Annotated in this window: 14 protein-coding genes; 3 read left to right on the forward strand and 11 right to left on the reverse strand. The window is 73.5% G+C overall.

Going from position 1 to position 13,153, the window contains the following annotated elements:
* Positions 1-58: 58 nt before the first annotated feature.
* From secF to ACP7CD_RS06170, 9 genes are all read right to left on the reverse strand, one after another.
* Positions 59-1,078 (reverse strand): protein translocase subunit SecF, encoded by a 1,020-nt coding sequence (secF, locus tag ACP7CD_RS06130; protein WP_426119432.1) that lies wholly within the window; start codon positions 1,076-1,078, stop codon positions 59-61.
* Entirely contained in the window at positions 1,078-2,919 is a 1,842-nt protein-coding gene (gene secD, locus ACP7CD_RS06135) for a protein translocase subunit SecD (protein WP_290467928.1), read from the reverse strand. Before secD ends, secF begins: the two co-directional genes overlap by 1 nt.
* A 90-nt stretch (positions 2,920-3,009) precedes the next feature.
* Entirely contained in the window at positions 3,010-3,462 is a 453-nt protein-coding gene (gene yajC / locus ACP7CD_RS06140; RefSeq protein WP_095650942.1) for a preprotein translocase subunit YajC, read from the reverse strand.
* A 106-nt stretch (positions 3,463-3,568) separates the two neighbouring features.
* The gene (gene ruvB / locus ACP7CD_RS06145; RefSeq protein WP_035928767.1) at positions 3,569-4,666 is read right to left on the reverse strand and encodes a Holliday junction branch migration DNA helicase RuvB; all 1,098 of its coding nucleotides are present in this window, start codon (positions 4,664-4,666) and stop codon (positions 3,569-3,571) included.
* A gap of 26 nt (positions 4,667-4,692) precedes the next feature.
* On the reverse strand, positions 4,693-5,337 hold the full coding sequence (gene ruvA / locus ACP7CD_RS06150; RefSeq protein WP_017832261.1) for a Holliday junction branch migration protein RuvA: 645 nt from the start codon (positions 5,335-5,337) through the stop codon (positions 4,693-4,695).
* 90 nt (positions 5,338-5,427) lie between these two features.
* Positions 5,428-6,054, reverse strand: coding sequence for a crossover junction endodeoxyribonuclease RuvC (gene ruvC, locus ACP7CD_RS06155; protein ID WP_426119641.1), 627 nt, complete (start codon positions 6,052-6,054; stop codon positions 5,428-5,430).
* Positions 6,051-6,812: a YebC/PmpR family DNA-binding transcriptional regulator gene (locus ACP7CD_RS06160; RefSeq protein WP_035928571.1), complete on the reverse strand. Its 762-nt coding sequence runs from the start codon at positions 6,810-6,812 to the stop codon at positions 6,051-6,053. The genes ruvC and ACP7CD_RS06160 overlap by 4 nt, the downstream gene beginning before the upstream one ends.
* A gap of 141 nt (positions 6,813-6,953) precedes the next feature.
* Positions 6,954-7,676: a type 1 glutamine amidotransferase gene (locus ACP7CD_RS06165; RefSeq protein WP_336649448.1), complete on the reverse strand. Its 723-nt coding sequence runs from the start codon at positions 7,674-7,676 to the stop codon at positions 6,954-6,956.
* An 11-nt stretch (positions 7,677-7,687) separates the two neighbouring features.
* Complete coding sequence (locus tag ACP7CD_RS06170; protein WP_426119436.1) at positions 7,688-8,995, reverse strand: MurT ligase domain-containing protein; 1,308 nt, start codon at positions 8,993-8,995, stop codon at positions 7,688-7,690.
* A 165-nt stretch (positions 8,996-9,160) separates the two neighbouring features.
* Between ACP7CD_RS06170 and ACP7CD_RS06175 the strand changes: the two genes are divergently transcribed.
* Positions 9,161-9,463, forward strand: a complete 303-nt coding sequence (locus ACP7CD_RS06175; protein ID WP_426119438.1) for a hypothetical protein — start codon at positions 9,161-9,163, stop codon at positions 9,461-9,463.
* 76 nt (positions 9,464-9,539) lie between these two features.
* Here ACP7CD_RS06175 and ACP7CD_RS06180 read toward each other — a convergent pair whose 3' ends face one another.
* The gene (locus ACP7CD_RS06180; RefSeq protein ID WP_426119440.1) at positions 9,540-10,334 is read right to left on the reverse strand and encodes a hypothetical protein; all 795 of its coding nucleotides are present in this window, start codon (positions 10,332-10,334) and stop codon (positions 9,540-9,542) included.
* Between the two features lie 36 nt (positions 10,335-10,370).
* Here ACP7CD_RS06180 and ACP7CD_RS06185 point away from each other — a divergent pair, with 36 nt between their 5' ends.
* Positions 10,371-10,763 (forward strand): VOC family protein, encoded by a 393-nt coding sequence (locus ACP7CD_RS06185; protein WP_426119442.1) that lies wholly within the window; start codon positions 10,371-10,373, stop codon positions 10,761-10,763.
* A 307-nt stretch (positions 10,764-11,070) separates the two neighbouring features.
* A complete protein-coding gene (locus tag ACP7CD_RS06190; protein WP_426119444.1) occupies positions 11,071-11,568 on the forward strand; it encodes a hypothetical protein in 498 nt (165 codons plus the stop codon).
* Between the two features lie 37 nt (positions 11,569-11,605).
* Here the strand turns inward: ACP7CD_RS06190 and ACP7CD_RS06195 are convergent, their stop codons facing one another.
* Positions 11,606-13,138, reverse strand: a complete 1,533-nt coding sequence (locus ACP7CD_RS06195; protein WP_426119446.1) for an amino acid permease — start codon at positions 13,136-13,138, stop codon at positions 11,606-11,608.
* Positions 13,139-13,153 lie beyond the last annotated feature (15 nt).

A 13,153-nucleotide genomic window follows, 5' to 3' on the forward strand; every position in this document is an offset into this window, starting at 1 on the left:
CGACGTGTGCTGCTGTGGCGGTCCGCTCCTGCACGGCCCGCCCTACGGTGGCTACAGTCTAGTGCGCGAGCGTCTCCTCGGCGGCACGCTCGGCGGACGCCCCCGCACGGGCCTCCTGCTCCTGGATGGCGGGCTCCCCGCGGCGCAGCAGCGCGTACAGGGGCGCGGCCACGAACAGGGTGGCGGCGGTGCCCACGATGATCCCGACGAACAGGGACAGGGACAGGTCCTTGAGGGTGCCCGCGCCCAGGACGAGCCAGCCGATGAACAGGATCGAGCCCACCGGCAGGATGCCGACCACGGAGGTGTTGATCGAGCGCACGAGCGTCTGGTTGACGGCGAGGTTCACCTGGTCGGAGTACTTCCGTCCGGCACGCTCCGGCGGGGCCGTGCCGTCGAGCAGGCCCTCGGTGTTCTCCCGGACCTTGTCGAAGACCACCACGGAGTCGTAGAGCGAGTAGCTGAGCACCGTGAGGAAGCCGATCACCGCCGAGGGGGTGACCTCGAAGCCCACGAGCGAGTAGATCCCGGCGGTGATCGCGACCGAGGCGAGCATGCCGGCGATCGCCGAGACGGACATCTTCCAGGTACGGAAGTACAGGGCCATCAGGGCGGTGGCCAGGACCACGAAGACCACCAGGCCCTGCAGTGCCTGGCTGGTGACGCCGGCGCCCCAGGTGGGCCCCACGAAGTTGGAGGTGACCTCCTGCTCGCTCACGCCGTAGGCCTCGACCAGGGCGTCCTTGACGGCGAGCGTCTGGTCGTCGTCGAGCTGCTCGGTGCGCACCCGGACGGTCTCCGGGGCGATGTTGGTGACCTCGACCTCCGCGGCGTCCGAGGAATCGGCGACGGCCTGCTGGCCGGTCTCGATGTCCGGGTCGGCCACGGCGGACACGGTGAACTCGGACCCGCCGGTGAAGTCGATGCCGAGGTTGAAGCCACCCTTGGCGACGGGCACGAGCAGGGAGAGCAGCACGAGGACGCCCACGATCGCGAGCCACCGCTCGGCCCGGCCCACGAAGGGGTAGGAGGTGCGCCCGCTGTGCAGGGCGTTGCCGAAATCTGCGAACCGGGACATCAGGCGTTCTCCTCGGGGGTGCGGGCGGCGGACGACGGCGCGCCGACCGGCGCGCCGTCCGGTGCTACCGCGGACGGGGGGTCCTGCGGCGCGGTCCGTCCCGCGCGCCGGCGCCGCTCGGCGATGGTCAGCCCGTCGTGCTCCGCCGAGGGCTCGCGCAGCCGTCCGGCGCCCCGGTACAGGGGCACCGCGTCGAGGGCCTCGGGGCTGAGCCCCGAGTGCTTCCCGCCGCCGCCGAAGTAGCGGGTGCGGGCGAGCATGACCATCACCGGGTGCGTGAACAGGAAGACGACGAGGAGGTCGGCGATCGCGGTCAGCCCGAGGGTGAAGGCGAAGCCGCGCACGTTGCCCACGGCCACGAAGTACAGCACCGCCGCGGCCAGCAGGTTCACGGCCTTGGACGCGAGCACGGTCTGGCGGGCGCGCTGCCAGCCGTGGTCGACCGCCGCGGGGATGGAGCGGCCGCTGCGGATCTCGTCGCGGATGCGCTCGAAGTAGACGATGAACGAGTCGGCGGTCTGGCCGATCGCCACGATCAGGCCCGCCACGCCGGCCAGGGACAGCCGGTAGTTCGCGGACCAGCCCAGCAGCGTGATCGCCAGCCAGGTGAGCACGCCCGCGACCACGAGCGAGCTGATGGTCACCAGTCCCAGCAGCCGGTACTGGAAGAGCGAGTACACGCACACGAGCACCAGGCCGATGATCCCGGCGATGATGCCCATCCGCAGCTGGTCGGCGCCCAGGGTCGCGGAGATCTGCTGCTCGGACTGGATGTCGAAGCTCATGGGCAGCGCGCCGTACTTGAGCTGCTCGGCCAGGAACTGCGCCTGCTCCTCCGTGAACTGACCCGTGATCTGGGCCTGGCCGTCGGAGATCACGGCGTTCATCGACGGGGCGGAGACCACCTGGCCGTCGAGCAGGATCGCGAACTGGCTGCGGGGGTCGCCGGGCGTGGCGCTGCCGATGCCGTAGAGCCGCTCGGAGAGCTCCCGGAAGGTGTCCGTGGCCTCGGGGCCGAACTGCAGGTTCACGGCGAACTGGTTCAGGGAGACCCCGGTGGAGTTCTGCGCCGTCCCGTAGGACGCGTCCTCGATCCCGGTGCCCTGGATCTCGACCGGGCCCAGGAGGTACTTGGTGCCGGTCTCGGGCTCGCAGGCGATGGTCGGGGCGTCGGCGTCCTGGGCCTCCCGCTCCTCGGGGGACTGCGGCACGGTGCAGTCGGCCTCCTCGAACTCCCGGAACAGGTCCGGGGTGATCCAGTTCGGGTCGGAGGCGTCGGTGGGCTCGGCCGTGGGCTCGGGCACCTCGTCGTCGGCGACGCGCTGGTCCTCAGGCACCGGCTCCGCCGCGGCGGTGGTGAGCACGGGGCGGAAGTTCATCTGCGCCGAGGTCTGGATGAGCTCGCGGGTCTGGGCGGAGGGCACGCCGGGCATGGAGACCACGATGTTGTTGCCGGACTGGGTGGCGATCTCCGCCTCCGCCACGCCCGAGCCGTCGACGCGCTGGCGGATGATCTCGACGGCCTGGTCCAGCTGCTCGGCGGTGATCTCCTGGCCGGCGTCCTCCCCCTGCAGGGAGGGGGAGAGGATCATCTGCGTCCCGCCCTCCAGGTCCAGGGCGAGCTTGGGGCCCCAGCCGGTGCGGTCGGTGCCCGCGCCCCAGGCCAGGAGCCCGGCCAGCAGGGCGAGCAGCACGGCCAGCCCGATGAGGGACCGCCGGGCGGTCGAGAGGGCGGCCCGCACCCCCGAGCGCGCCGGCGCGGTCGAGCCGCCCCGCCCGGACGGGCCGTCCGGGGCGGCGGGCCCCGGGTCACCGGGGGTCTTGCGTGTGGTCAGTGCCATGGTCTTCCTTACGAACGACGGCCCGGTGGGGCCGGGCCTGTGCATGGGAACGGGCCGACCAGTGGTCGGCCCGTCGTCCCGCGTGGGGGGTCAGTCGTTGCGCTGCCCGGGCTCGCGCCGGGCGTCGTCGTCGAGGGGTTCGACCGGGGTCGATCCCGCGCCGGGGGCGTCGGGCTCGACCACCGACGGCGCCGCCTCGGTCTCGGCGGCGGGGGCCGCCTCGTCCTCGACGACCGTGGTGACGGTCTGCAGGTGCACGGTCACGGCGGTGCCCGGGGCGATCTCGAGGACCACCTTGTTGGTGTCCCGGTCGATCGAGCGCACGGTGCCGTAGAGGCCGTAGTTCGTCATGACCTCGGTGCCGGGACCCATGGCCGCCTGCTTCTCCTTGACCTGGGCCACGGCCTTCTTCTGTCGGCGCATGGGCAGCCAGAGCAGGAGCACCATGGCCACGAGCATCAGGGGCAGCAGCCAGGCGGTGCTGCCTCCCGTGGGCTGGGCGGCCTGGGCGGGGAGGGACTGGACGAGGAGGAGCGGGCTCACGGACTTCCGTTCGATCGGTGGTGGGTGTCCTCACCATGGTAGGTGATCCGGCCCGTCAGCGTCCTGGACGGCACCCGGGAGGCAGCCCCCGGGTCTGCGGCCGCGCTCAGTCCTCGAACAGCGGCGGGACGTCCTCGGCGGCCGGGGCCGCGGCCGTGCCGCCGAAGGCGGCCCGCAGCCCGGGGTCCTTGAACGCCGCGTGCTCGGGCGGGCGCAGGCCCAGGTGGTCCCAGGCGGCGGCCATCGCGATCCGGCCCCGGGGGGTCCGGCCGAGCAGGCCTTCGCGGACCAGGTAGGGCTCGGCCACGGTCTCGACCGTCTCCGTCTCCTCCCCCACGGCGATCGCCAGGGTGGACAGGCCCACCGGCCCGCCGCCGAACTTCGTCACGAGCGCCTCGAGCACCGAGCGGTCCAGCCGGTCGAGGCCGCGGGTGTCCACCTCGTACATGTCGAGGGCCGCGGAGGAGGTGCGGGCGTCGATCCGCTGGATGCCGTGCACCAGCGCCCAGTCCCGCACCCGGCGCAGCAGCCGGTTGGCGATGCGCGGGGTGCCCCGGGAGCGGGAGGCGACCTCGGCGAAGCCCTCCGCGGTCATCGCGAGGTCCATGAGACCGGCGGAGCGGCGCAGCACGAGCTCGAGCTCCTCCACGGAGTAGAACTCGAGGTGGCCGGTGAAGCCGAAGCGGTCGCGCAGCGGGCCGGGCAGCAGACCGGCCCGCGTGGTGGCGCCGACCAGGGTGAACGGCGGCAGGTCCAGCGGGATGGAGGTGGCGCCGGCGCCCTTGCCCACCACGATGTCCACCCGGAAGTCCTCCATGGCCATGTAGAGCATCTCCTCGGCGGGCCGGGACATGCGGTGGATCTCGTCGAGGAACAGCACCTCCCCCTCGGTCAGGGAGGACAGGATCGCGGCGAGGTCGCCGGCGTGCTGGATGGCCGGGCCGGAGGAGATCCGCAGGGGCGCGCCCATCTCCTCGGCGATGATCATGGCCAGGGTCGTCTTGCCCAGACCGGGCGGACCGGAGAGCAGGACGTGGTCGGCGGAGCGGCCCCGCAGCCGCGAGGCCTCGAGCACCAGGGACAGCTGCTGGCGCACCCGCTTCTGCCCCACGAACTCGTCGAGGTTCGCGGGCCGCAGCGCCGACTCGAGCTGCTTCTCGTCGGGCTCGTCCTCCCCCGAGACCAGCCGGTCCCGGGAGTTCACGGCGGCGCCGTCGTCGCGGGCCACGCTCAGGCTCCTCGCTCCGCCGGGACCCGGGGCCCGGCCTTGGCCGCGCCGAGCCACCCGAGCACGGTGCGCAGGATCGCGGGCACGTCACCGGAGGCGGCGAGCTCCTCCCGGCCGGAGAGGGCGTCGGCGATGCCCCGGGCGGCGTCCTTCTCGTTCCAGCCCAGGCCCACGAGGGCCTCGAGCACCTGCTCCCGCCACGGCTCCATCGGGGCGGCGGCGGCCGGCTGGGCGGGACGGTCCGGGACGATGAGCTTGTCGGCCAGCTCCAGCACGATCCGGCGGGCGCCCTTGGGGCCGATGCCGGGGACGGTGGTGAACGCCTTGGCGTCCCCCTGCGCGATGGCGCGGTGGACGGCGTCCGGGCCGAGCACGGAGAGCACCGCCAGCGCCGTGCGGGGGCCCACGCCGCTCACGCCGAGCATGATCTCGAAGACCTCGCGCTCGGCGGGGCTGCGGAAGCCGAAGAGCAGCGGGGACTCGTCCTTGCGGGCCACGTACGCCGTGTCGAGCCGGACCTCCCCGCCGATCCGCAGGCCGGACAGGGTCTCCGGCGTCGCCTGGACCTGGACGCCGAACCCGCCTACCGCCACGACGGCGGTGGTGAGGCCGACGTGCTCGACCTGTCCCGTGATGGACGCGATCACCGCGCAACTCCTTCCCGTGCCCGGCGGGGGCCGTGCACGGTCGATCGAACAGATCTACGAATGACGACCACTCTAGCAGTGGGCGCCGGCTCAGCGGCGCCCGCCCCGCTTGGCGCGGTGCTCCGCCTCGGCCCAGGCCCGCTGGGCGGGGGTCATGCCGGAGCGGGCGGCGGCCAGGGGGCGGGCGCCCTGGTGCGTCTCGGTCCGGGCGGTGGCGTCCACGCCCGTGCCGCCGCCGCGCCAGCCGTGGCAGATGGCGATGGCCAGGGCGTCGGCCGCGTCGGCGGGCCGGGGCGCCTCGTCGAGCCGGAGGATGCGCATCACCATGCGGGCCACGGATGCCTTGTCGGCCCGTCCCTCCCCCGTCACCGCGGCCTTGACCTCGGACGGGGTGTGCCAGGCCACCGGAACGCCGTGGCGGGCGGCCGAGGCGATCACGGCGCCGGAGGCGTGGGCCGTGCCGATGACGGTGTTCACGTTGGTCTGGGCGAACACCCGCTCGAGGGCGAGGGCGTCGGGACGGTAGTGCTCGATCCACCGCTCGGTGGCCTCCCAGATCCGCAGCACGCGCACGTCGAGCGGGTCGGCGGCGTCCGTGCCGGCCACCCCGACGTCCACGAAGGACGCGGTGCGGTTGCCGGCCATGTCGATCAGGCCGAACCCGCACCGCGTCAGTCCCGGGTCGACCCCGAGGATCCGCTGCGTGGCCGTGGTCAGTCCTCGGAGTCGAGCTGGGCCAGGACCTCGGCGGGGATGTCCGCGTTGGCGTAGACGTTCTGCACGTCGTCGAGCTCCTCGACGGCGTCGACGAGGCGCAGGAACTTCCGGGCGCCCTCGGCGTCGAGCTCCACGAGCATGCTCGGGCGGAACTGCGGGTCGTCGTTGTTGTACTCGAGCCCGGCCTCGTCGAGGGCCGCGCGGATCGCGGGCAGGTCGGTGGCCTCGGAGACGACCTCGAAGACGTCCTCCTGCTCCACGACCTCGTCGGCGCCGGCGTCCAGGACGGCCATGAGGACGTCGTCCTCGGTCAGCCCGTCGGTGCGGGTGACCTCCACGACGCCCTTGCGCTCGAAGAGGAACGCCACGGAGCCGGAGTCGGCCATGGTGCCGCCGTTGCGGGTCACGGCCACGCGCACCTCGGAGGCGGCGCGGTTCTTGTTGTCGGTGAGGCACTCGATGTACAGCGCCGTGCCCTGCGGGCCGCGGGCCTCGTAGAGGATCTCGGTGTAGTCGACGACCTCACCGGTCAGGCCGGCGCCGCGCTTGACGGCGCGGTCGATGTTCGCGACCGGCACCGAGTTCTTCTTGGCCTTGGACACGGCGAGGTCCAGCGCCGGGTTGCCCGCGGTGTCGGGCCCGCCCATGCGCGCGGCCACCTCGATGCCCTTGATGTACTTGGCGAAGGCCTTCGCCCGCTTGGCGTCGATCGCGGCCTTCTTGTGCTTGGTCGTGGCCCACTTGGAGTGTCCTGACATGCGTCCCTCCTCGGGAAGTCGTTCGCGGTCGGCCGGGACGCGTCGTGCGTCGTCCCGGCACGGCCCGCCCCGGCGGTGGCCGGGACGGGCCGGAGAAGTCCCGGTCCATTCTACCGGGTGCGCGCCGCCCCGGCCGGGGCCCTAGCGGGGCCGGGCCTGCGCGACCTCCCGGGCCCGCTCGGCCAGGGTGTCGTCCAGCGGTGCGGCGTCGAAGACGCCGAGCCGGCGCTCCACGGCGGCGCGGATGAGGTGGTCGGCCACGGCGGGGTTCTTGGGCAGCATCGACCCGTGCAGGTAGGAGCCCACCACGTGGTGCACGCGGGCGCCCTCGGTGCCGTCCTCGCCGTTGTTGCCCGCGCCCTTGAGCACCCGTCCCAGCGGCGTCTGGTCCGGGCCGAGCCGGGTGACCCCGGAGTGGTTCTCGTAGCCGACGACGGTCCCGAACTCCGGGGACTCCAGCACGATGTTGCCGATCAGGCGGGTGGGCCCGCCCACCGTGGTCAGGTCGAGGATGCCGATGCCGGGCAGGGTCTCGCCGGCGCCGGTGCGGAACTCGTGGCCGAAGAGCTGGTAGAGGCCGCAGATCGCGAGCATGGGCACGCCGTCGGCGGCCATGGCCCGCAGCTCGGGGGCGATCCGTTGCAGGTCCTCCTGGACCCGGAACTGCCCCGAGTCCTGGCCGCCGCCGCCCACCAGCAGGTCGGCGTCGGGCGGGAACGGGTCCCCGGGGTTGTGGTCGCTCAGCCGCACGGCGTAGCCGTACTTCTCCAGCCGGCGCTTGAGGGTGAGGGTGTTGCCCCAGTCCCCGTAGATGTTCATGTCCCGGGGGTAGAGCTGGACGAGGTGGACGGTGCGGTCGGTCACGGGGGCTCCGCTCAGATCTCGGCGACCTCGGCCACGCGGGACAGCTCCCGGCGCAGCTCGAGCATGGACGTGTAGGTGCAGAAGACGCGCATCGGCCGGTCCCCGGCCCCGGCGACGAAGCGCCGCAGGGCGTCGCCGAGGCCCGGGACCACCTCGCGCACCGCGACCTCGTCGTAGTCCAGGCGCAGGGCCATGTCCCACGCCCGGGTGCCGGACACCGTGTCCACGCCGCCGGAGCGCAGGGAGTGGAGGTCCACGTCCCACAGCCAGGAGACGTCGCGGCCGTCGGCGTACTCGTCGTTGATGGCGATCATCGTGGCGTAGTCGCCCGGCCGCGCCGAGGCCAGCGAGAGGCGGAACCCGGCGGGGTTCTTCACGAGCAGCAGCTGCAGCGGCCGGCCGTCCACGGTGATGGTCTCCCCGCGGCCGAAGGCGGGGGTGACGCGGGAGAGCTCGTCCACCAGCGCGGCGCGGTCCGCGTCGGGACCGGCCACGGCGAGCGCCAGCGCGAGCGCGGCCGCCGCGTTGTACATGTTGTAGACGCCGTAGAGCTCCACGGTGGTCTCGACGGCCTCCCCGCCCACCGTGAGCCGGACCCGGTTCGCCTCGAAGGACGTCAGCTCCACGTCGGCGGCCGGCCGGGGCGCCAGCTCCGCCTCGTGGTCGGCCTCGGCGTCGGGTCCGCCGGCCGAACGCATGTCGTCGTCGGAGGGGAACATGGGCCGCAGCGGGGCGGACAGCCCGAACCAGCGGGTCTGCGTGCCCTCGGGGACGTGCTCGGCGAGGGACACGATCCGGGGGTCCTCCCGGTTGAGGACCACGGTGCCCGTGGTGGCCGCGGCGATCTGGACGAGCATCCGCCGGGTGGTGTCGATCTCGCCGAAGCGGTCGAGCTGGTCGCGCATGACGTTGAGCAGCAGCGCGTGGCGGGGCTTGACCTGCTTGACGAAGTGCACGGCGTGCGCCTCGTCGAGCTCGAGCACGGCGACGTCCGCGTCGAGGCGGCCCGTGAGGCTCATCTCCCCGAGCAGGGCGGCGGCCACGCCGCGCACGAAGTTGGAGCCGGTGCGGTTGGTGAAGACCTTGTAGCCCTGCGAGCGCAGCAGCTGGACGGCCATCTTGGTGGTGGTCGTCTTGCCGTTGGTGCCGCTGATGAGCACCACGCCGTGCGGCAGCTTGGCCAGCTCCTCGGCGACGAACCCGGGGTGCAGCCGCTCCATGACGAGGCCGGGGAAGGCGGAGCCTCCGCCGCGCAGGGTGGTCAGGTACCGGATGCCTTGGCCGAGCAGGCGCACGTGGGGTCTGGACATGCGTTCCATCCTATGGTCTTCGCCCCGGCGGCGGCGGCGGGCACCCGGGTGCCCCGGGGGCGGGCGGTCCGCGCGTCCCTCCAGGCCGCAGGGGGACGGGTGACGACGACGGCGGACGCGGTGCCGCCGCCGCGTGCTGCGCGAGGTGCGGGGATCCGCCCGTAGGGTCGGACCATGAACGCCGCCGGCCCCGCCGTCCCTCCGTCCGTCCCGCCTCGCCGGATGCCGCCCTGGTGGGTGGTCCTGGCGTGTCTCGGCGGTCTCCTGGTGCTCGGCGGGGCGCTGCTGGTGCTGCTCCACCCGGCGGAGGCGTCGTTCGGGTGGTTCGCGGAAGCCCCGCCGGGCGACGCGGCGTTCCCGGCCATGACCCTGGTGACCCCGGAGGCCACGGCGGGGTGGGCCGGTGTGGTGGCCGGGCTCGTCCTGTGGGCCTTCTGCGCCGGCTGGCTCCTGGGCCGGCGCGCCTCGCGGCGGTGACCGGAGGGTCGAGGCCCTCGGCCGCGCCGTGCCCTCAGGTCAGGCCCGGTCCACGAGGTCCTCGACGGCGGCCGCCTCAAGCAGGGCGGCCCGGCTGCTCCGGTCCCTGCGGCGGAGGGTCCAGCGGTGCGTCGACGGCGTGGAGCTCGTTGCTGAGGCCGGTGCCGTCGAGGCCGTCCAGCGGGGTGATGTCCACGACGATGCCCGTCTGCACGTCGAGGTGCACGCGGTAGACCGTGGCGAGGTCGCCGCTGGTGAGGGTCGGGTCCTCACGGCCGTACTCGTGGATCCGGCTGGCGGCACCGTCCAGCAGAGGGCAGCACCCGCACCGCGGGGTGTAGCCGTTCTCCCTGTCCTCGCCGGCACCGAGCAGCGGCCGGCAGGCGGCCGACCAGGTGAGGCGGCCCCGCAGTGTCGTGGCGACGACCTCGCTGACGTCCACTCCCCGGCTCAGCTCGGCCGGGTCGAGCATGGCCGTCCACCGGTAGTCCTGCCACATCGGATCACCGTGGTCGAAGTGCCAGTCCTCCGGGCGCCGGGCGACCAGACCGTCCGGGCGCAGCACCACCTCCGGCTCCGGCGGCGGCGGTGACGGAACGGCGCCCTCCGCGTCGTCGTCGCAGGTCACCAGACTCACCGCCGCACCGTAGGGAGGCCCTTCGGCGACCTCGACGCCCCCGGAGGAGCGGACGACCACACGGCCGAGCCGCCGGTCGAGCCAGGCCTCGACCGGTTCGCCGTCCGGAGTGCTCCCGGCGTCCCGCTGCCGCCGGTGGGTGAAGTGCACGGTGGTGAACCGCCACGGCGAGCTGCGCGCCAGTGCGCGGAAGTCGTCGGCCGTGGGGACCTCGGGCAGGGAGTCACCGCTCATGCGACCGAGTAGAGCACATCCCGGTACTGTCGGACCATGACCGGGCAGGAGCTGTTCCCCATCGTCAACTGTGCGGATCTAGTCGGCACCGGGGCCTTCTACGAAGAGGTGTTCCACGCCGAACAGACGTACCGGTTCCCCGGAACGGGAGAGCCGGCCTTCCTCGTCCTGCGCGTGGGAGACGGTCAGCTGGGCCTGGGCGTCGGCACCACGGCGGCGCTGTACGGCGACACCCCGCTGCCCGCGACCGGCCACGCGGTGGACCTGTGCGTCTACGTCGAGGACCTTCCGGCCGTCCTCGACGCCGCCCGCCGGGCCGGTGCGGCCGTGCCTGTCGATGCGGAGGCCATGCCGTGGGGCGAGACCGTCGCCTACGTCCGTGATCCCGAGGGCACGATGCTGCTGGTCGTCCAGTCCGGTGCGGGCTGAGGGACCCCGGGCTCCTGCCCACGGGCCGGCCCCGGGTCCGGAGAACACCACCGACGAGCCGGCAGAGGAGGCAACGCCAGTGGATCGCAACGTCGACCCGGTTCCCACGGAAAGGTCGGGCCCTCCCCCGCACGCGCGCGCGGCGCCTGCCTCGAGGGCTCCCGCGGCACCCCCGCCCGCTGCCGGAGCCGACGCGCAGCGGCGGGAGGTCAAGGCCGCCCTGGGCCGGCGGACAGCTCCGCTGTGGCCGGCCCACGCGGCAGTGCGGCCGACGACGACGGCGCCGACCCGGCGGGACCGGCAACAGGTGCTCCGTCGGGCCGGACTGGAGCTCCAGCACCACACGCTGGTGCTGCGCCGGATCACCACCGCCTACGTCGTGGCCGTGGCCGGGCCGCACTTCGAGGCCGGGTGGACCGTCGCAGACGTCCTGCACGCCCTGGACTGGACCCCGCAGAGCGTGCGCTACACCCACGACTCGGTCACCGGGATCGAGAACCCCGGGGCCTGGTTCGCCGCCCGCCTGCGCACCTGGACCCACCAGGACGGCACCCCGATGCGCTCGCCGGACCAGCGCGCCGCGGCGGAGGCCGAGCAGCGCCGGGCAGAGGCGGTGGCGGCCGCCCGACGCCACGCCTCCCCTCGGCCCCGGCAGCAGACCGCCGGGACGGACACCGGGGCCGCGGAGCCGGCCGTCGAGCCGCCGCGGACGACGGACCCGGATCGGCGGCCCTTCCGGGTGCGCTGGGCCGCCCAGATCGCCGCCGGCCGGGCGGAGGTGAGCCGGGGGTCCGGACGTCCGTGAGCCGGGTGCGCGGATGCCGCGCCCCCGGGGCGGGGCCCTACCGGACGGGCGGCCCCGTCTCCTCGGAGGCCGCCGGGGCGGTCCGGGCGACGGCGGCGTGGGCCGCGGCGATCGCGTGCACCCGGTCCCGGCACCGGTACCAGCCGAGGACCAGCAGCGGCACGAGCAGCAGCAGGGAGGCGACGGTCCAGGTCCCGATCGGGGAGTCGAAGGCCATCAGCACGACGACGCTCACGAGGAACGCCAGGGTCAGCCAGCCGGTGAAGGGCGCGCCGGGGAGCCGGAAGCCGGGGCGCTCCGCCCTGCCCTGCCGGGACCAGGAGACGAGCCGGAGGTGGCAGAGCATGATCATCGCCCAGGCGCTGATGATGCCGACCGAGGCGAGGTTCAGCACGATCTCGAAGGCCTGGGCCGGCACCAGGGCGTTGAGCACCACGCCCAGCACGGCCACCGCCGCCGTCAGCACGATGCCGCCGTACGGGACGCCGGCCCGGTTCATCCGGCCCGCGAAGCGGGGGGCCGATCCGGCCAGGGACATCGAGCGCAGGATCCGGCCCGTGGAGTAGAGCCCGGCGTTGAGCGAGGACAGGGCCGCGGTGAGCACCACGAGGTTCATCACGGTGTCCATGCCGGCCACGCCGATGGAGCCGAAGAACGTCACGAACGGGCTCTCCCCCGCCTTGTAGGCGGTGTAGGGCAGGAGCAGGGACAGCAGGGTCAGCGACCCGACGTAGAGGACCGCGATGCGCACGATCACCGTGTTCACGGCGCGCGGCATGACCTTCTCGGGGTGCTCCGTCTCACCGGCCGCGGTGCCGATCAGCTCGATGGACGCGTAGGCGAAGACCACGCCCTGGATCACGACGACCGCCGGCAGCAGACCGTTGGGCAGGAGCCCGCCGTTCTGGCCGATGAGGGACAGGCCCACCTCCTGGCCGTCGGCCGGGGTGCCGAAGAGCACCAGCCAGATCCCGACCACCAGGAAGGCGGAGAGCGCGGCCACCTTGATGAGGGCGAACCAGAACTCGAGCTCGCCGAAGACCTTGACCGAGACGAGGTTCAGCCCAAGGACGAGCAGCAGGGCGGCCAGGGCGTACTGCCACTGGGGGACGTCCCCGATGGGAGCCCAGTACCGGGCGAAGAACTTCATGTACAGCGCCACGGCGGTGATGTCCACGATCGCGGTCATGGCCCAGTTGAGCCAGTACAGCCAGCCGGTGAAGAACGCCGCCTTCTCGCCGTAGAACTCCCGGGCGTAGGAGACGAAGGAGCCCGAGGACGGGCGGCGAACGACGAGCTCGCCCAGGGCCCGCAGGATGAGGAACGCGAAGAAGCCGCAGGCCGCGTAGACGAGCACAAGGGCGGGCCCGGCGCTGGCCAGCCGCCCGCCGGCGCCCATGAACAGGCCGGTGCCGATGGCGCCGCCGATCGCGATCATCTGGATCTGCCGGGGCTTGAGCCCCTTGTGGTAGCCCTCGTCCTCCGCGTGGAGCACGTCGAGGGCGGCGGTCGGTGGCTGGGCCGGGGTGGCGTGGCGCCGGTCCGGGTGGTGGACGGACACAGGGGGCATGGCTCGGTCTCCTGG

It is taken from the genome of Kocuria sp. LHG3120, from assembly GCF_049897445.1.
In the GTDB taxonomy this organism is placed as follows: Bacteria; Actinomycetota; Actinomycetes; order Actinomycetales; family Micrococcaceae; genus Kocuria; species Kocuria rosea.

What these genes read in the sequence shown, in the direction of transcription:
- ACP7CD_RS06175 (WP_426119438.1), top strand. Translation starts at nt 9,161, where the DNA reads ATGAACGCCGCCGGCCCCGCCGTCCCTCCGTCCGTCCCGCCTCGCCGG.
- ACP7CD_RS06160 (WP_035928571.1), bottom strand. Translation starts at nt 6,812, where the DNA reads ATGTCAGGACACTCCAAGTGGGCCACGACCAAGCACAAGAAGGCCGCG.
- secF (WP_426119432.1), bottom strand. Translation starts at nt 1,078, where the DNA reads ATGTCCCGGTTCGCAGATTTCGGCAACGCCCTGCACAGCGGGCGCACC.
- secD (WP_290467928.1), bottom strand. Translation starts at nt 2,919, where the DNA reads ATGGCACTGACCACACGCAAGACCCCCGGTGACCCGGGGCCCGCCGCC.
- ACP7CD_RS06195 (WP_426119446.1), bottom strand. Translation starts at nt 13,138, where the DNA reads ATGCCCCCTGTGTCCGTCCACCACCCGGACCGGCGCCACGCCACCCCG.
- ACP7CD_RS06170 (WP_426119436.1), bottom strand. Translation starts at nt 8,995, where the DNA reads ATGGAACGCATGTCCAGACCCCACGTGCGCCTGCTCGGCCAAGGCATC.
- ACP7CD_RS06185 (WP_426119442.1), top strand. Translation starts at nt 10,371, where the DNA reads ATGACCGGGCAGGAGCTGTTCCCCATCGTCAACTGTGCGGATCTAGTC.
- ACP7CD_RS06180 (WP_426119440.1), bottom strand. Translation starts at nt 10,334, where the DNA reads ATGAGCGGTGACTCCCTGCCCGAGGTCCCCACGGCCGACGACTTCCGC.